Origin of the sequence: Winogradskyella sp. (genome assembly GCF_016744625.1) — a bacterium.
GTDB lineage: Bacteria > Bacteroidota > Bacteroidia > Flavobacteriales > Flavobacteriaceae > Winogradskyella.
Genome location: NZ_JADGDZ010000043.1, coordinates 1 through 17,281, shown reverse-complemented (window position 1 = coordinate 17,281; position 17,281 = coordinate 1). Strand labels below are relative to the sequence as shown.

Below are 17,281 nucleotides of genomic sequence, written 5' to 3'. Positions count from 1 at the left end.
GATTTAAATATTTTAATAAAGTAATTTTTCTTCTTATTAGCCAAAGCAATAATCTGTCCATTTACTTCGCCAGCAATTCTTACTATTTTCTCTGAATCTTCTTCAATTTCTGCACCATGAGTTATTGTAAAATCTCCAACTTGTATTTGAGAGAATACTAACGTAGCAAATAGCAATGCAATGGTAAACGTTAAGTAATTTTTGTTCATTTTAATTTATTTATTGTTGAGTTTGCAATTATAAGAATTTTAACACAAAAAAATAATTAAATTCGACCTGAAGCGTTAATATCTATGTGTTTAAAACAAAAAAGACTCGCAGTTTGCGAGCCTTTTTTTTAATCACTAATTCTAATGATTAATAATCTTTTCTTGATGGTTAATAGATTCTTGGTGAATCGCTTTAAACATACGTAATATAAACTCTTCGCTTAGGCCTCTTTCGTCTCCTTCTAATACCATTTTACCTAATATTTCGTTCCAACGCTTGTTTTGTAAGACTTGAACGTTCTTTTGCTTTTTAAGTTTACCAATACCATCAGCAACTTTCATACGTTTTCCTAGCAAATCAATAACTTGGTTATCTACAACATCAATCTGAGCTCTTAAATTATTAAGTTCTGCATTGTATGCAGCTTCAGGATCTGTTTCTTTTCTAATTCTAAGATCTTCCATAATTCTAACTAATGCGCTTGGTGTAACTTGCTGCGCAGCATCACTCCATGCATTATCAGGATCGAAATGTGTTTCTATCATTAAGCCATCGAAATTAAGATCTAAAGCCGTTTGTGATACATCGAGAATCATATCTCTTTTTCCTGTAATATGCGATGGATCATTAATTAAAGGCAAATCAGGAAACTTATTCTGAAATTCGATAGCTAATTGCCATTCAGGAATATTTCTATATTTAGACTTTTCGTATGTTGAAAATCCTCTATGTATAGCTCCTAGATTTTTAATTCCGGCAGTATGTAATCTTTCTATTCCACCTAACCAAAGAGCTAAATCTGGATTTACTGGATTTTTAACTAATACAATTTTATCAGTTCCTTCTAAAGCATCAGCAATTTCTTGCATTATAAAAGGACTTACCGTAGAACGTGCACCAATCCATAATAAATCAATATCGTGTTCTAACGCTAATTCTACATGGTTTCTATTAGCAACTTCCGTTGCTGTTTTTAGACCAGTTTCTTCCTTAACTTTTTGCAACCATTTTAAGCCTAGTGCACCAACACCTTCAAAATTTCCTGGGCGTGTTCTAGGTTTCCAAATACCTGCTCTATAGTAATTAACATCTGTATCTTTTAACTCGTGAGCTATTTTTAATACTTGTTCTTCGGTTTCTGCACTACATGGTCCTGCTATTACTAGAGGATGATTTAGCTTCATATCATCCAACCATGTTCTCATTTCTTTTTTATTCTCCATTTTGCTTATTAATCTTAATTTCCTATTGTATTCCGTTTAATATATCTTTTATATGATTTGTTGTTTCCATTTCCTTATAAACTGCTTCAAAATCTCCATCTTCCATCAGCTTTTTAAAATGCTTAAGGTTATTGATGTATTCGTCTAAAGTTTCAATTACATTAGTTTTGTTTTGTTCAAAAATTGGTGTCCACATCGCTGGTGAACTTTTTGCCAAACGCACTGTACTTTCAAATCCACTGCCAGCCATATCAAAAATATCGCGTTCGTTTTTTTCTTTATCAATAACAGTCTTTCCTAACATAAAGGAACTAATGTGAGATAAATGTGAGACGTATGCAATATGCTTATCGTGCGCTTTAGGATTCATATAACGAATACGCATTCCTAATTCTGAAAACAATCTCAATGCCTTTTCTTGAAGTTTGAATGCTGTTTCTTCAACTTCACAAATAATATTTGTCTTGCTTTTATATAAACCATGTATCGCAGCACTTGGTCCAGAATATTCTGTACCTGCAATTGGATGGACTGCTAAATAATTTCTACGTTTCGGATGGTCTTTAACTTTTAAGCAAATTTCTTCTTTGGTTGAACCAGCATCAAATACTATTGTATTGTCTGAAACATGATTAAGTACTTCTGGCAATACATTTAAAGCTGCATCAACAGGAATTGCGACGATGACTAAATCAGCCTTTTGTAAATCTTCAAGCTTTGCCTTTTCATCAATAACACCTATTTCAATGGCTTCATCTAAATGTGATTCATTTTTATCGATACCTAAAATTGTGCTACTTGGATCTAACTTTTTTATATCCAAAGCAAAGCTTCCTCCTATTAACCCAACTCCTATGACAAAAACATTTTTCATTAATCTATACTCTTGCTATTGCTTCTTTAATAACGTCTTCTGGTGCACATAATGAAAAACGCACATAGCCTTCTCCATTACTTCCAAAAACAGTTCCTGGTGTTATAAAAATTGAATGTTCTTTTAAAACCAAATCTGTAAATTCCTCCGATTTTAAATGTGGTGGCAATTTTGCCCAAATAAACATTCCGGTTGCATCTTTGTCATAAGTACAATTAAGTTCTTCTGCCAATTTCCAAATCAATTCTCTTCTTTGTTGGTAAACGCTGTTTAAACTTACAAACCACATGTTTGAACATTTCAATGCTTCAATAGCTCCTTTCTGTATGCCATAAAACATACCAGAATCCATATTGCTTTTTACTCTTAAAACCGCATTAATATGGTCGTAACTACCAACTAACATTCCAACACGCCAACCAGCCATATTAAAGGTTTTACTTAAAGAATTCAACTCTAAACATACATCTTTAGCATTGTTATAACGCATGATGCTTTTTGGTTTATCATTTAAGACAAAACTATAAGGGTTATCATTTACAATAAGAATATTGTGACGCTTCCCGAATGCAATAACCTCGTCATAAAACTTATTTGTGGCATTGGCTCCTGTTGGCATATGTGGATAATTAATCCACATTATTTTTACTTTACTTAAGTCTAAACGCTCTAAAGCAATAAAATCTGGTTGCCAGTCTGTTGCTTCTTTTAAATCGTATAATACAGGCTTTGCTTCTAAAAGTTTGGTTACAGCTTCATAAGTTGGATAACCAGGGTTTGGCACTAAAACTTCATCTCCTGGGTTTAAAAATGCCATTGAAATATGCATGATTCCTTCCTTGCTTCCTAATAAGGGTAATACTTCTGTTTGTGCACTTAGATTAACTTTATAACGCTTATTATAAAAATTCGCAATTTCTTCTCTAAGCTCTGGTAAGCCTTGATAACCTTGGTATTTATTTGCTCCTTCATCATCTAAACTATCCCTTAACAACATCGTTGCTTTAAAAGGAGGTTCTAAATCTGGACTTCCAATTCCTAAATTAATAATGGGTTTTCCTTGAGATTTTAAAAACGCAACTTCTCTCAACTTTTTAGAAAAGTAGTATTCTTCAACATTCTTTAAACGGTTAGCAACTTCAATCATAATCTCGCATTTTTATATTCGCCCAACACTTTAAAGTTCTCTGCCATTAACTGCATAATTGATGACGCTTTTTCGTAGTCTTTATAATCATCAAAAGTGACATCAACAAAAAAAGCATACTTCCAAGGAGTCTCTATTTTTGGCAAAGATTGTATTTTGGTTAGGTTTAGTTTACAATCACTCATTACATTGAGGATTGTAGCTAAGCTACCTCGTTTATGATCTAATTCAAATTTTATAGAGGTCTTATTCAGTCCTTTTCGTTCAATTTCATGATTTTCACGCTTAACAATAACAAAGCGTGTTTCGTTATGCTTTATAGTTTGAATACTTTCAGCTAACACATTAAGTTTATATAATTCAGCTGCATTTTTACTCGCTATTGCTGCAATCCCTTTTATGTTTTGTTCTGAAATTTGTTTGGCAACATCTGCAGTATCCTTTGCCTCCACTAACTTTATATATGGATAATCCTTTAGAAACACTTTACATTGTAATAATGCCATAGGATGCGAATGCACTTCTTTAATTTCAGCAATAGATTGTCCATCTAATGCCAATAAATTATGCTGAATATCTAAATAATACTCACCAACAATACTCAAATTATGGTTGTCAATAAGTGCATAATTAGGTATAATTGAACCTGCAATAGAATTCTCTAAAGCCATTACAATATTATCTGTATCTCCTTGTAATAGACTATCTACAGCACTATCAAAAGACATACACTCAACAACTTCTGTATTAGTATTAAAATACTGCTGTGCGACTTCGTGATGAAACGATCCTTTAATTCCTTGTATGGCTATTGGTTTATTCAAAACTTTATTACTCTATTTAAAATAGTTATCAGTATCAGTTTATTATTACTTCAGTTTTAAACTTCTAAAAAAAAGATTAAAATGAAAAAGTCCCGATTAAAAATCGAGACTTTATAATTTATATTTTAATTAAAACATACTAAGTCTCGTTCTTTTAGCTAAAAAAGAAATAAAACCAGTTATAATATGTTTTAGATATGTTCATTGTTGTAATTATGTGGCTAATGTAATTAATATTTTTACAATTCAAAATTGTTAACATAGCTTTTTGAACTTATCATTAAAGTTTTAAAGAATTAGCAATAAACACTATACAATATTCTGAATTACCTATTTTTGGATAAACTTTTTCTCTTATGTCAATTGAAGTTCAAAACATTACAAAGCTATATAAAGATCAAAAAGCACTTAATGATGTTTCTTTTAAAGTAAATGATGCAGAGATTGTTGGTTTTTTAGGTCCAAATGGAGCTGGTAAATCTACAATGATGAAAATCTTAACCACTTATATTGAAGCTTCTGAAGGCTCAGCCAATGTCAATGGTTTTGATGTAAATGCAGATAAAAAAAAGGTACAAAGTAGCGTAGGATATTTACCTGAACACAATCCGCTTTATACTGAACTTTATGTAAAAGAATATTTAAATTTTAATGCCAATGTCTATGGCACTTCTAAATCTAGAATTGAAGAAGTTATTGAACTTACAGGCTTAACACCTGAAGCTCATAAAAAAATCAGTCAACTTTCTAAGGGTTACAGACAACGTGTAGGTTTGGCTAATGCTTTATTGCACAATCCTGACGTGTTAATTTTAGATGAGCCAACTACAGGTTTAGACCCAAACCAATTGGTAGAAATTAGAAACCTTATTAAAACCATTGGTAAGGAGAAAACGGTATTTCTATCTACACACATTATGCAAGAAGTTGAGGCGATGTGCGATCGTGTGATTATTATTAACAAAGGTGAAGTTGTTGCAGATAAGTATTTAAAAGATTTGAGAGAAGGACAAGAACAAATCGTTATTGTAGAATTTGACTATCGTGTCGAAGATGCCTTCTTACGCAAATTGCCTAATGTAGGTTCTGTAAAAAACACACATGGCTTTGTTTACGAAATCACATTCTTAACCTTAGATGATATGCGATCTCATGTGTTTGATTTTGCACATGATAATGAATTAAAAATTCTACAACTCAATCAGAAGAATGCGAGTTTAGAGAGTTTGTTTAGGGATTTAACTAATTAAAAATCAACTGACCTGTATAAATACGCTCTACATCTACAACTGGAGGTTCGTTAACCGAAATTAAATTCCCTGTTCCTCTTAATTCGCCAGTAAGGGATTGAATTGGGTTAACAACCATATCATTACTACTACGATGATACACCTCAATATTCTGGGCTAAAAGATTTTCGCCTTCAAAACGACCAGAACCAGAATAGAAACCTATAAACAAATTAGTTACTGTACCATCTAAATAAAAGAAGGAAATATTATTAGAAGCAATATTCAAATTTTCTGAAGCAACTGTTAATCTAAAATCGCCAACTGTAAACTCGCTTTCATTAGTAAAATCTTCAGAAAAAAGCGCCAACGAATTATAATTTAACACACCATCCGAAGAGATTTCGTACTGAGATGATGTTCTAATTTCGGTAAGGTTTGGAGCTTCAACATAAACTTTAGTGATTCCATAATCTCTCACATAGTTACAGGTATTATTATCAGTAAGTACTAATTGATTATCAATAACTACAACTTTTACATCGTTAATTAAATTTTCACCTGTTTCAACAGTGACTTTATACTCAGATGTCTCCTTTATAATGAGTTCAACATCTCTATTAACAAGAATACGTTCGAAACTAGTTACATCTATTACCTCTTGGATAATATTTCCAGATGTCTGAAAACAATCATTGGCATCTTCGCTGTTACATGCAAAGATTAAAAATGCTACTATTAAAAATGCTACTTTTTTCATAACCTAACTCCTATTCCAAATTCTACAGCCTCTGCTTTTGCACCATGTGATTTTAATGTCATTGCCCCGAAAAACTTCTTTCCAAAATAACGTTTTAACCCTATTCTTATATAGGTTCTTCCTTCAAAATCAAACGGATAATATATATAGTAACCGAATTGAGTTTCTATAGACGTTTTATTGATAAATAATTCATAACCTGCAAATAATCCGACACGTTTATAGTCTTCATCACCGCTCACATTTTCTTCAGGAAAAGAAACTGATTTATAATAAATAAGTTCTTTTAAAAAGTTTGAAAAGAATACATCTGCGCCAAATTGGATGGCACTTGTATGGCTCAATCGTTTATCTGCATAAGCCGATAGAACATAAAATGGAAACTGACCACTACCAATAATATCACTTTGGTTAATACCAGTTCTAAAAGCTAAGTTATATTTTATAGGTTCAGTAAGTTTTTTATCGCTCGAACTATTGATATATTCTGGATTCTCATCTTTAAGATTATAGGTCAATCCTACATTTAAAGCCAATGTATTAATACTTGTATTTGGTGCTTTTACATTGGCATTAGAATAATGAATTAAAGACAAACCTGCTTGCAATCCAAAACGATTAAAAATACGCTCCTTTTTGTAATTTAACATTACATAAGTTGAACTTAAAACATGTGTTCCAAAAGCCACATTTTTAGGGTTTTTTATTTTGTCATAGGGATTTGTAGTGTAAGCTACCCCTTGACCAATACGAAGCATAATATTTCGCTTAAAAAAATAGAGGTTGTAATGCGCATAAAGCCCAAAATTATGCCCAAGTCTTTCATTTTTTAAATCTTGATAAACAAAAGATGCTCCATAATCTGGGTAATTAAAACGTTGCTCCCAAGCTTCGTTGCCAAATGTCTTTTTATTCCAACTAAAAATGAATCCCTCAGGACGACCAGCAATTAAATGAAGAATATCATTATTATGAAGTGCTTTATTACCTGAAAAATAATTCAGATCAAAATAAGAATTGGATGCTTCTTTTTCTTGTGAAAAAGACAACGATCCAATTAAGATAACTAAACTAGTAAGCCAGTACTTCATTTATAAATAGTTGCTGGCAAAAATATAATAATTACTGTAAACCTACACTTCTGGAGCCAATTCTATTTTCAACTCATCTAAAGTCTCAGAAACTGGGATTTGACAACTCAATCTACTATTATTTTTTACATTAAAGGATTCGGATAACATGGCATCTTCCTCATCTTCCATATCCTTAAGCGAATGCTCTGAATTGATGTAACATTGACAAGATGCGCACATCGCCAAACCTCCACAGACTCCAATTGTACCTTCTGGTGCTAACTCATAAGAACGTACAACCTCCATTAAATTCATTGCTATGTCTGTTGGTGCCAAAACGGTGTGTTTTTCGCCTTCTCTATCTGTGATATGTATGGTAATATCTTGCATTATACTATTGCTTTTACAACGGCTTTTGGTGATTCTTTACGAGTACCATCAAAACCATTTATCCCACTTACTGTGGTATATTTTAAAACAAACTTCTTGCCAGGATTTAATAACTTATAAGCCGATTGACACATTAACGTCGCTTCATGAAAACCACAAAGAATCAGTTTCAACTTTCCTTCGTATGTATTTACATCTCCAATGGCATAAATACCTGGAATATTAGTTTGATAATCTAGCGTATCTACTTTAATTGCATTCCTTTCTATCTCAAGTCCCCAACTTCCTATTGGACCCAATTTTGGAGACAAACCAAAAAGTGGAATAAAAGCATCTGCTTCTAAAACTTGTGTTTCAACATCTTTAGTAACTGCTACTCCTTCAATCTGATTTTCACCATGCAAAGCTGTAATTTCAGCTGGTGTTATTAAATTGATTTTGTTGATTAACTTCAATTCTTGCACGCGTTCTACAGAATCCAAAGCACCTCTAAATTCATTTCGTCTATGCACTAAAGTGACTTCTGAAGCTACATCAGCAAGAAAGATACTCCAATCTAATGCTGAATCTCCTCCTCCTGCAATCACTACTTTTTTATTGCGATACACTTCTGGATCTTTAATAAAATAAGCGACTCCTTTATCTTCATAACCTTCAATGCCTTCTAACTTTGGCTTTCTTGGCTCAAAACTCCCTAAACCACCTGCTATAGCAATAATTGGTGCGTGATGTTGCGTCCCTTTATTTGTTGTAACTATAAAACTTCCATCGTCTTGTTTTTCTATAGTTTCTGCACGTTCTCCTAAAGTAAAACCTGGTTGAAATTGTTTTCCTTGTTCCAATAAATTTGATGTTAAATCACCTGCTAAAATTTCTGGAAATCCAGGAATATCATAAATCGGTTTTTTAGGATACAATTCGGAACACTGACCACCAGGTTGAGGCAGAGCATCAATTAAATGGCACTTTAATTTCAGCAATCCTGCTTCAAACACAGTAAATAACCCTGTTGGTCCTGCTCCTATAATTAGTATATCTGTTTTAATCATTCTTCTAAATTTTTTCCACTAATCCTTTAGTGAATTCGTTTAATTTTTTGACTTTTTGTTCAAAGTCATCTTTAATTGTTTTTCTATATACATTGAGATTATTTACCAAATCATCAATATTTTCTGGTATCACATCTTCAAAAAATTGTCGTAAACGTTTCGCTGTTGTTGGTGATTTTCCGTTAGTTGAAATTGCCACTTTAACATTGCCTTTAGTAACGATGCCTCCCATATAAAAATCACAATATGGTGGGTTATCAGCCACATTTATCAATTTACTCTGTGCTCTGCAATCCTCATATATTTTGATATTCACCTCAGGATTATCCGTTGTTGCGATGACAATATGATTATCCTTTAGATAACCATTCTTGTAAACATCTTCAATACGTTTTACGTTTCCTGTATTAACAATTTCAATCGTTCTTTCTCTAAATAGTGGAGATACCATAGTTACATTCGCATCTGGACTCGATTTTAATAAAAAAGTTAGTTTCTCCTCAGCCACATTACCACCACCAACAATTAACACATTGAGGTTTTTTGTTTTTAGAAAGATTGGATATAGATTATTTTTTTCCATAATTAAGCACTTTGTCTTCTTGAATTTACCAAAGCCAAATCAGCTTTAGAATAGATATCCGAAAGGTCTACGCGTTGATTAATCACTTCTCCAATAATGATAATAGCAGGATTAGACAATTGTTTTTCTTCAACTATAGTTTCAATGGAACCAATTGTACCAATCCCTACTTTTTCGTTAGCTCTCGTTCCGTTCTGAATTATAGCTACAGCCATCTCAGATTTTCCTTCATTAGAGAAAATTTGAACAATTTCAGATAGTTTTCCCATTCCCATTAAAATAACTACAGTTGCTGTTGATTGTGCTGCTAATGCAATATCACCAGATATTTTATGTGATTTTGTTGTTCCTGTAATCACCCAAAAACTCTCAGATGCATTACGTTTTGTCAATGGAATACCTTGATAAGCTGGCACTGCAGCTGATGATGAAATACCAGGAACAACAGCAACTTCAATAGCATATGCCTTTGCGTACTCCAGCTCTTCAGCACCACGACCAAATATAAACGGATCGCCACCTTTAAGACGAACCACATGACCACATCTTAATGCACGCTCAACAATTAAATCATTGATTTGACTTTGCTGATAAGCATAGCATCCTTTTCGTTTGCCTACAAAAATTAATTCCGCTTTTCGAGATACATGTTTAAGCAAAGCTTCGTTTACCAAAGCATCATATAAAATAACATCTGCAGATGCGATTGCTTTAATTGCCTTTATAGTAATTAAATCTTCATCTCCTGGACCTGCTCCTACTACTGTTAATCTTGGTGTCATAATTTTTAGCTTTTAACTTCAACTTGTTCTTCTCTGAAAGCTCTTACGCTTTCTAAAAATTTTGTAGCTGTATTTATATAGTTTATTGCAAAGTCTTCTGAAGGTGGGAATACTTTAATTTGGTATATAATATCTGAAAACGATGTTCCTAAATCTACTCTTTTCGTTTCTACAAAAAGCTCATCGAATTGTTTAATGATACCTGCTTGTGTGTTTGTTTTTATATTTTCTGAAAGTAAAATGGCTTTTGCCGAATTTACCATAGAACGATAGGCTTCGTAAATTGCGCTTGAATACACTTTGTTATTAAATGCGTCTTTTGCTTCTTCAATTTTCTCATCACTTTCTAAGAAAAGCGTTGCTATTAAATCGATAACAACTCCAGCACATTCTCCAATTCCAATAGCTTTTACATATTGCTCTTCTGTTCCCCAATCAATAAAGTCTTCTTGAGTTAGATTTTCAATATTTGATAAATCCGTAAGCAACTGATAGAAGTACTTTTCGCCTTTTTCTTTATAGTAATCGACAAATAGTTGTCCTTTTGCATTGGCTTCAAAATCATTTAAGATTCTACGTAAGGCTTCTGGTCCTCTTCTACTTGGTACTTTTACAACTTTATCAGCAAAATAAGCGTTTCCGTTTCCTAAGTTTCCACCACCTAAAAGTACTTGTAAAGCAGGCGCAACTAATTTATCTTTAGTACGAATAGACATCCCTTGAAAGCCAATATTTGCCATATTATGCTGTCCGCAAGCATTCATACAACCACTAATTTTAATCACTAAATCATTATTCTCTAGGTATTGAGGATACTCAGCTTTAATGACGCGTTCTAATTCTTCGGCAATTCCCGTACTACTCGAAATACCTAAATTACAAGTATCTGTACCAGGACATGCTGTAATATCTACAGCCTTATTATAACCAGCTTCAACGAAGCCTAACTTTTCTAATTCTACATAGAAATAAGGTAACAAATCTTCCTTCACAAAAGGAATTAAAATATTTTGACGTAAACTCAATCTAATTTCTCCAGACGCATATTGCTCAACTAAATCTGCTAATAAACGAGCTTTATCTGTATAAAAATCTCCTAATAAAACTTTAATACCAATTGCAAAATAACCCTCTTGTTTTTGTGGAATTACATTAGTAGATTTCCATAGTTTAAAAGCTTTAGTATTTTCAATTTCTAGTTTTGGCGCAGTAACAGAAACTGGTTTTGAAGCTGTATAATTATTTTCGTCTATTACCACTGTTTTATACTCAACGGCATTTTGTTCTTCCTCTACTAAAACTTTAAAAGCATCTAATTCAATATCTTTTAATAAGAATTTTAATCGTGCTTTGGCTCTACTTTTTCGTTCACCATAACGATCAAAAACTCTAAGAACTCCTTCCATTAAAGGAATAATTTTATCCGATGGTAAAAACTCATAAAACAAATCTGCATGTCTTGGTTGTGAGCCTAAGCCACCACCTAACATTACTTTAAAACCTTTTACTCCATTTTCAATTTTGGCAATAAAACCTAAATCGTGCATGTACGACAAGCCAGTATCTTCATCTGTTCCAGAAAATGAAACCTTAAACTTTCTACCCATTTCTTGGCAGATAGGATTTCTTAAAAAGAATTTGAATAAAGCATCTGCGTATGGTGACACATCAAAAGGTTCATTAACATCAATACCAGCAGTTTCACTTGCTGTGACATTTCTTACTGTATTACCACAAGCTTCTCTAAGCGTTACATTATCGCGTTCTAATTCAGCCCAAAGTTCTGGTGTTCTATTTAAATCCACATAATGAATTTGAATGTCTTGACGTGTTGTAATATGTAATCGACTTCTTGAATATTCGTCTGAAACTTCAGAAATACGACGCAATTGATGACTCAAAACTTTACCATAGGGTAATTTGATTCTAATCATTTGCACACCTTCCTGACGTTGACCATAAACACCTCTAGCTAAACGTAGACTTCTAAATTTTTCTTCGTCAATTTTCCCATTATGGAATAGCTCAATCTTATTGGCTAATTCAATGATATCCTTTTCTACTACAGGACTTTCTAATTCTGTTCTAAAACTTTGCATTATTTATTATATTATTCCTATAGATTTAGTAGGATAATTAAAATACGTCTTTCTTGTTTTTTAAAATTTATTTCTATTGAATAAATCCTGCTCCTACTGTATTATTAGATTGAGAATCAATTAGTATAAAAGATCCATTTGTTCTGTGTGATTTAAAGGCATCATAGAAAATGGGTTTATTTAATTTAAAAGATACCGTTGCGATATCATTCATTGATAATGCGTTTACAGCCTCATCAATTCCTGAATAATCAGGATTTATTTTATGATGAATCTGATCTACTTTAGCCAACACTTTGTTTACACCATGTTGCACTACGTATTTTTTTCCTGCAGTTAAATCTTGAGAATCCATCCAAGATATTGTGGCTGTGAATTGTTTATCAACCGTTGGTAAATCATTTTCTTTTACAATCATGTCACCTCTACTGATGTTCACATCATCTTCAAGTGTAATTAATACTGAAGAACGCCTCGAAGCAGTTTCTACTTTCTTATCATAAAAATGAATTTCTTTAATCTTCGATTTTGTTTGTGATGGTAAAACCACAACATCATCTCCAACACTTAATTCCCCACCATATACCTTTCCTGCATATCCTCTAAAATCGTGAAACTCTTCAGTTTTTGGTCTAATCACATATTGCACTGGAAATCTTGGAGTACCAACATTATAGATGTCTTCATTATTTATTCCCTCAAGATTTTCTAGTAAAGTTTCGCCATCATACCAAGGTGTATTTTCAGATCTATTAACCACATTATCTCCTTTTAACGCACTAACAGGCACAAATGAAATGTTTTGATTTTGATAATCTCTTTTACTCATCAAAGCCTCAAAATCTGATTTTATAGCGTTGTATTTCTCTTCAGAAAAATCAACCAAATCCATTTTGTTTATCGCGACGATAACTGTTTTTATTCTCAACAAATTATTGATGAAAAAGTGACGATTAGTTTGCTCAATCACACCTTTTCTTGCATCAATTAAAACTATTGCTGCTTGAGATGTTGAAGCTCCAGTCACCATGTTTCTAGTATATTCAACATGACCTGGTGTGTCTGCAATGATGTAACTTTTATTAACTGTTGAGAAATAAATATGTGCCACATCTATTGTAATTCCTTGTTCTCTTTCTGCTACTAATCCATCTGTAGCTAGAGAAAAATCTAAATAGTCATAACCAAGTTGACGGCTTTTAGTTTCTATGGCTTCTAATTTGTCTGATGTTAGTGATTTAGTGTCGTAAAGTAATCGTCCGATTAAGGTACTTTTACCATCATCTACACTTCCTGCTGTTGCTATTTTTAATACGTCCATTTTTTTATTAGCTGTTGGCTATTGGCTTTTAGTTGTTAGCTATAATCCGTTAGCCTAGTTTTAATTTTTTCAATTTTGCTAAAGGCTTAGAACCATTAACTAAGGGCAAAATTTGCTTAACAAATTTTAAAAATACCCTTGTTGTTTACGTTTTTCCATTGCTGCTTCTGAGCGTTTATCATCGATTCTTGCTCCACGTTCTGATATGGTTGAATCTCTAATTTCTTGTACAACAGTATTAATATCTGAAGCACCTGATAGTACAGCTGCTGTACAACTCATATCACCAACGGTTCTAAATCTTACAACTCGTTCTTCTACTTCTTCATCTTTTTCTCTATAGACAACAGCGTCATCTGCAGACCAGATTAATCCATCTCTTAAAAATGTGGCTCTTGTGTGTGCGAAATAGATTGAAGGAATCTCAATTTGTTCTTTCTGAATGTAAGACCAAACATCTAATTCTGTCCAATTAGAAATAGGAAAAACTCTCACATTTTGTCCTAATTCGATTTGTCCGTTTAGCATATCGAATAATTCAGGGCGTTGATTTTTTTCATCCCATTGTCCAAAATCATCTCGTACAGAAAAAATACGCTCTTTAGCTCTTGCTTTTTCTTCGTCTCGTCGTGCTCCACCTATACATGCATCGAATTTAAATTCTTCAATGGCATCTAAAAGCGTTGTAGTTTGTAATACATTTCTACTTGCATATTTACCAGACTCTTCTTTTACTTTACCTTCATTAATAGAATCCTGAACGTTTCTAACGATTAATTCTAAGTCTAATTCTTTTACCAAACGATCTCTAAATTCAATCGTTTCAGGAAAATTATGACCTGTATCAATATGCATTAAAGGAAATGGAATCTTTGCTGGATAAAAAGCTTTTTGCGCCAAACGCACTAAAGTTATAGAATCTTTTCCTCCTGAAAATAAAAGCACAGGACGCTCAAATTGAGCAGCCACTTCTCTAAAGATGTATATAGCTTCGTTTTCTAATGGATTTATGCTTGCTGTATTTTTCATCATTCAAATTTTATGCGTGTAATCCACACTCTCTGTTTTCTAATTGTTTGGTTGGATCGTAATACTTAAACTCATTAGGAAGTTGATTTTCATCTAAATATTCATCTAATGCTTCATCCGAAAAATTATAAAATGGACTTACTTTAAGTACACCATTTTTATCTTGAGATACTATATCAATACTATCTCTAAAAGCAGTCTGCCCTTTTCGTAAATTCGTAAACCAAACATCTGGCTGATATTCTGTCATAGCTCTTTTGAAAGGTTCTAACTTCACTTGCTCTGTAAATAATTTATGAGATGGATCATCTACACTTGGTATTCCTAAAACCACATTTCTATGTGCTTCTGTTTGTTTTGGTACAAAAAGTTTTACGTTAAGGTTTAGTTGTGCTATTAATTCTTCAGCATGCTTGTAAGTATTTGGTGTATTATAACCAGTATCACACCATATCACCTTTATATCTTTTTTTACCGAATTAGTAACATGTAAAATAGCCGCTTCATAAGGCCTAAAGTTTGTAGTAACTAAAGGTCTTTCTGATACACTCAATGCCCAATTAACAATTTCAATAGGTGATTTATGCTTTAAGTCTTTATTTATCTGTTCTAAGTTTAATGCCATCATTTTCCCCATTTAATATTATTCCACGCTCTTTCGTGAAAGAAATAAAGTACCATTTTAGACACGAGTTCTATACCACCAATAGAAAATGCTAAAGTCAAAGTCCCTGTAATAAGGTATGATATGACTACTGTCGCCAACGTACCAACCATGCGCCAACTAATTGTTTTCACAATACTTCTTTTAACATTTTCTTGAGGTACAGTAGCAACTTGTTCTTTTTTTTCTAAACTCAGATTCGTCTGTATTACACTATCCATAATATGCTATTAATTTATCAACCTTCAATTCCTATCGATTTACTAGGATAATGCAAACATATAATTTTATTTGAATTTATGAAGTAATTATTTCGGAAAAATAAGAGTGAAAATTTGAGAATCTGCTAATTAGACAAATCAGCCAAGGTTGTATTTCTAAAAATCTTTAAAGTATTGTCTCGTACTTTAAGCATTAATTTGTTAACTGCACAAGCATTTTCATCTGGGCAGTCATCACACTTTTCATAAAAATTAAGACTTACACATGGAATCATAGCAATTGGTCCTTCTAAAAGTCGCATCACTGCTGTCATCGGAATATCTTTTGGCTCTTTCAATAAATAATAGCCTCCTCCTTTACCTTTTTTAGAGCCTAAAATTCCATTTTTTCTTAACGTTAATAATATACTTTCTAAAAATTTTTGAGAAATGTTTTCTGATTTAGAAATGACAGAAATCTGTACAGGAATACGTTCTTCCTGCTTTGCCAAATAGACTAAGGCTTTTATTCCGTACTTTGTTTTCTTTGAAAGCATACTGTAAATCTAATTCTTTTTTACCGAATTCGGATTATGCTTTTTCTAGAGCTTGTTTTAAATCAGCGATAATATCCTCTACATGTTCTAAACCAACAGAAATTCTAATAAGTCCACTTGTAATTCCTGTTATTAAACGATCTTCTTCCAATAATTTAGCATGTGTAGTAGAAGCTGGGTGTGTTACAATGCTTCGTGTATCTCCTAAGTTAGCAGATAAGGATAATAGTTTAATTGCATTAATAAATTTTCGACCAGAATCGATACCTCCTTTAACTTCAAAAGCTACAATATTGCCTCCTAACTTCATTTGCTTTTTTGCTAATTTGTGTTGAGGATGCGATTTTAAAAATGGATACTTTACAAAATTAACATTATCATTAGACTCTAAAAATCTTGCTACTTTCAAAGCATTGTCACAATGCATATTTACTCTTGCTGGTAATGTTTCTAAACTTTTGGACAACACCCAAGCATTAAAAGGTGATAATGCAGGACCTGTATTTCTTGAAAATAAATAAATCTTTTGAATCAAATCCGCTTTTCCAACAGTAACTCCACCTAGAACTCTTCCTTGGCCATCAATTAATTTTGTAGCCGAATGAATCACTAAATCTGCACCAAACTTTATAGGTTGTTGTAAATATGGTGTTGCAAAACAATTATCTACCAAGAAAATAAGCTTATGCTTTTTAGCAATTGCTCCTAATCGCTCTAAATCTAAAATATCTACAGCAGGATTTGTTGGACTTTCTGCATAAAGGATTTTTGTGTTTGGCTGTATTAAACTTTCAATAGTATCAATCTCATCTAACTTAAACGAGCTCGTTGAAATATTCCATTTTGGTAAAATATTATTAAACATAGTTTGGGTAGAACCAAAAATACTTCGAGACGATACAATATGATCTCCTGAGTCTAGCAAAGTCGCAAATGTTGAAAATACAGCAGACATGCCAGTTGCAAAAGCATAACCTTGTTCTGCTCCTTCCATTTTACATATTTTTTCTACAAACTCAGTTGTATTAGGATTTGAATAGCGACTATAAATATTACGCTGTTTCTCGTCCGCAAAAGAAGCTCTCATATCTTCAGCATCTTCAAAAATATAACTCGAGGTTAAATACAACGGATTAGAATGCTCTAAGAATTGAGAACGTTCCATCTGTGTACGAATTGCTTGTGTTTCTATATGTTTAGAATCCATTTTTCTATTGATTTAAAATTATTTTAAAAGCCAAATAGACCTCTATTAGGTACGCGAAAT

The 17,281-nt window shown here is 32.6% G+C and carries 19 protein-coding genes; 1 reads left to right on the top strand and 18 read right to left on the bottom strand.

Features of this window, described 5'->3' with window-relative positions; all coding sequences use genetic code 11:
* From QZZ53_RS10175 to QZZ53_RS10155, 5 genes are all read right to left on the bottom strand, one after another.
* Window positions 1-209 (bottom strand): hypothetical protein (locus QZZ53_RS10175; protein ID WP_296384216.1); only part of this gene is annotated, 209 nt, incomplete at its 3' end.
* A 141-nt stretch (window positions 210-350) separates the two neighbouring features.
* A complete protein-coding gene (locus QZZ53_RS10170; protein WP_296384214.1) occupies window positions 351-1,433 on the bottom strand; it encodes a bifunctional 3-deoxy-7-phosphoheptulonate synthase/chorismate mutase type II in 1,083 nt (360 codons plus the stop codon).
* Between the two features lie 22 nt (window positions 1,434-1,455).
* A complete protein-coding gene (locus QZZ53_RS10165; protein ID WP_296384212.1) occupies window positions 1,456-2,307 on the bottom strand; it encodes a prephenate dehydrogenase in 852 nt (283 codons plus the stop codon).
* Between the two features lie 4 nt (window positions 2,308-2,311).
* Window positions 2,312-3,454, bottom strand: coding sequence for an aminotransferase class I/II-fold pyridoxal phosphate-dependent enzyme (locus QZZ53_RS10160; RefSeq protein ID WP_296384209.1), 1,143 nt, complete (start codon window positions 3,452-3,454; stop codon window positions 2,312-2,314).
* Window positions 3,451-4,278 (bottom strand): prephenate dehydratase, encoded by an 828-nt coding sequence (locus QZZ53_RS10155; RefSeq protein ID WP_296384208.1) that lies wholly within the window; start codon window positions 4,276-4,278, stop codon window positions 3,451-3,453. Before QZZ53_RS10155 ends, QZZ53_RS10160 begins: the two co-directional genes overlap by 4 nt.
* Window positions 4,279-4,634: 356 nt before the next feature.
* Between QZZ53_RS10155 and gldA the strand changes: the two genes are divergently transcribed.
* Entirely contained in the window at window positions 4,635-5,528 is an 894-nt protein-coding gene (gene gldA / locus QZZ53_RS10150) for a gliding motility-associated ABC transporter ATP-binding subunit GldA (protein ID WP_296384206.1), read from the top strand.
* Here the strand turns inward: gldA and QZZ53_RS10145 are convergent.
* The 13 genes from QZZ53_RS10145 to QZZ53_RS10085 form a co-directional block, all read right to left on the bottom strand.
* Window positions 5,521-6,267, bottom strand: coding sequence for a head GIN domain-containing protein (locus QZZ53_RS10145; protein ID WP_296384204.1), 747 nt, complete (start codon window positions 6,265-6,267; stop codon window positions 5,521-5,523). The genes gldA and QZZ53_RS10145 overlap by 8 nt on opposite strands.
* Entirely contained in the window at window positions 6,264-7,358 is a 1,095-nt protein-coding gene (locus QZZ53_RS10140; protein WP_296384203.1) for an acyloxyacyl hydrolase, read from the bottom strand. Before QZZ53_RS10140 ends, QZZ53_RS10145 begins: the two co-directional genes overlap by 4 nt.
* Window positions 7,359-7,400: 42 nt before the next feature.
* Complete coding sequence (locus QZZ53_RS10135; RefSeq protein ID WP_296384201.1) at window positions 7,401-7,730, bottom strand: 2Fe-2S iron-sulfur cluster-binding protein; 330 nt, start codon at window positions 7,728-7,730, stop codon at window positions 7,401-7,403.
* Window positions 7,730-8,779 (bottom strand): NAD(P)/FAD-dependent oxidoreductase, encoded by a 1,050-nt coding sequence (locus QZZ53_RS10130; protein ID WP_296384199.1) that lies wholly within the window; start codon window positions 8,777-8,779, stop codon window positions 7,730-7,732. Before QZZ53_RS10130 ends, QZZ53_RS10135 begins: the two co-directional genes overlap by 1 nt.
* Before the next feature lie 4 nt (window positions 8,780-8,783).
* A complete protein-coding gene (locus QZZ53_RS10125; RefSeq protein ID WP_296384197.1) occupies window positions 8,784-9,362 on the bottom strand; it encodes a bifunctional precorrin-2 dehydrogenase/sirohydrochlorin ferrochelatase in 579 nt (192 codons plus the stop codon).
* A gap of 2 nt (window positions 9,363-9,364) precedes the next feature.
* A complete protein-coding gene (cobA, locus tag QZZ53_RS10120; RefSeq protein WP_296384195.1) occupies window positions 9,365-10,144 on the bottom strand; it encodes a uroporphyrinogen-III C-methyltransferase in 780 nt (259 codons plus the stop codon).
* A 5-nt stretch (window positions 10,145-10,149) separates the two neighbouring features.
* Window positions 10,150-12,243 carry a HEPN domain-containing protein gene (locus QZZ53_RS10115; RefSeq protein ID WP_296384193.1) on the bottom strand — a complete coding sequence of 698 codons (2,094 nt, stop codon included), beginning with the start codon at window positions 12,241-12,243 and terminating at the stop codon, window positions 10,150-10,152.
* Between the two features lie 73 nt (window positions 12,244-12,316).
* Window positions 12,317-13,564, bottom strand: coding sequence for a GTP-binding protein (locus tag QZZ53_RS10110; RefSeq protein ID WP_296384191.1), 1,248 nt, complete (start codon window positions 13,562-13,564; stop codon window positions 12,317-12,319).
* A 126-nt stretch (window positions 13,565-13,690) separates the two neighbouring features.
* Window positions 13,691-14,596: a sulfate adenylyltransferase subunit CysD gene (cysD, locus tag QZZ53_RS10105; protein WP_296384186.1), complete on the bottom strand. Its 906-nt coding sequence runs from the start codon at window positions 14,594-14,596 to the stop codon at window positions 13,691-13,693.
* 7 nt (window positions 14,597-14,603) lie between these two features.
* Window positions 14,604-15,218 carry a phosphoadenosine phosphosulfate reductase family protein gene (locus QZZ53_RS10100; RefSeq protein ID WP_296384236.1) on the bottom strand — a complete coding sequence of 205 codons (615 nt, stop codon included), beginning with the start codon at window positions 15,216-15,218 and terminating at the stop codon, window positions 14,604-14,606.
* Window positions 15,218-15,478, bottom strand: a complete 261-nt coding sequence (locus QZZ53_RS10095; RefSeq protein WP_296384184.1) for a DUF2061 domain-containing protein — start codon at window positions 15,476-15,478, stop codon at window positions 15,218-15,220. Before QZZ53_RS10095 ends, QZZ53_RS10100 begins: the two co-directional genes overlap by 1 nt.
* Before the next feature lie 125 nt (window positions 15,479-15,603).
* Entirely contained in the window at window positions 15,604-16,014 is a 411-nt protein-coding gene (locus QZZ53_RS10090) for an Rrf2 family transcriptional regulator (RefSeq protein WP_296384183.1), read from the bottom strand.
* Between the two features lie 34 nt (window positions 16,015-16,048).
* Window positions 16,049-17,221: an aminotransferase class I/II-fold pyridoxal phosphate-dependent enzyme gene (locus QZZ53_RS10085; RefSeq protein WP_296384181.1), complete on the bottom strand. Its 1,173-nt coding sequence runs from the start codon at window positions 17,219-17,221 to the stop codon at window positions 16,049-16,051.
* Between the last annotated feature and the right edge of the window lie 60 nt (window positions 17,222-17,281).

Excerpts from the sequence above, each read along its gene's own strand:
- QZZ53_RS10130 (WP_296384199.1), bottom strand. The coding sequence starts at position 8,779 with ATGATTAAAACAGATATACTAATTATAGGAGCAGGACCAACAGGGTTA.
- QZZ53_RS10090 (WP_296384183.1), bottom strand. The coding sequence starts at position 16,014 with ATGCTTTCAAAGAAAACAAAGTACGGAATAAAAGCCTTAGTCTATTTG.
- cysD (WP_296384186.1), bottom strand. The coding sequence starts at position 14,596 with ATGATGAAAAATACAGCAAGCATAAATCCATTAGAAAACGAAGCTATA.
- QZZ53_RS10095 (WP_296384184.1), bottom strand. The coding sequence starts at position 15,478 with ATGGATAGTGTAATACAGACGAATCTGAGTTTAGAAAAAAAAGAACAA.
- gldA (WP_296384206.1), top strand. The coding sequence starts at position 4,635 with ATGTCAATTGAAGTTCAAAACATTACAAAGCTATATAAAGATCAAAAA.
- QZZ53_RS10135 (WP_296384201.1), bottom strand. The coding sequence starts at position 7,730 with ATGCAAGATATTACCATACATATCACAGATAGAGAAGGCGAAAAACAC.
- QZZ53_RS10170 (WP_296384214.1), bottom strand. The coding sequence starts at position 1,433 with ATGGAGAATAAAAAAGAAATGAGAACATGGTTGGATGATATGAAGCTA.
- QZZ53_RS10100 (WP_296384236.1), bottom strand. The coding sequence starts at position 15,218 with ATGGCATTAAACTTAGAACAGATAAATAAAGACTTAAAGCATAAATCA.
- QZZ53_RS10160 (WP_296384209.1), bottom strand. The coding sequence starts at position 3,454 with ATGATTGAAGTTGCTAACCGTTTAAAGAATGTTGAAGAATACTACTTT.
- QZZ53_RS10085 (WP_296384181.1), bottom strand. The coding sequence starts at position 17,221 with ATGGATTCTAAACATATAGAAACACAAGCAATTCGTACACAGATGGAA.
- QZZ53_RS10125 (WP_296384197.1), bottom strand. The coding sequence starts at position 9,362 with ATGGAAAAAAATAATCTATATCCAATCTTTCTAAAAACAAAAAACCTC.
- QZZ53_RS10110 (WP_296384191.1), bottom strand. The coding sequence starts at position 13,564 with ATGGACGTATTAAAAATAGCAACAGCAGGAAGTGTAGATGATGGTAAA.
- QZZ53_RS10140 (WP_296384203.1), bottom strand. The coding sequence starts at position 7,358 with ATGAAGTACTGGCTTACTAGTTTAGTTATCTTAATTGGATCGTTGTCT.
- QZZ53_RS10165 (WP_296384212.1), bottom strand. The coding sequence starts at position 2,307 with ATGAAAAATGTTTTTGTCATAGGAGTTGGGTTAATAGGAGGAAGCTTT.
- QZZ53_RS10145 (WP_296384204.1), bottom strand. The coding sequence starts at position 6,267 with ATGAAAAAAGTAGCATTTTTAATAGTAGCATTTTTAATCTTTGCATGT.
- QZZ53_RS10115 (WP_296384193.1), bottom strand. The coding sequence starts at position 12,243 with ATGCAAAGTTTTAGAACAGAATTAGAAAGTCCTGTAGTAGAAAAGGAT.
- cobA (WP_296384195.1), bottom strand. The coding sequence starts at position 10,144 with ATGACACCAAGATTAACAGTAGTAGGAGCAGGTCCAGGAGATGAAGAT.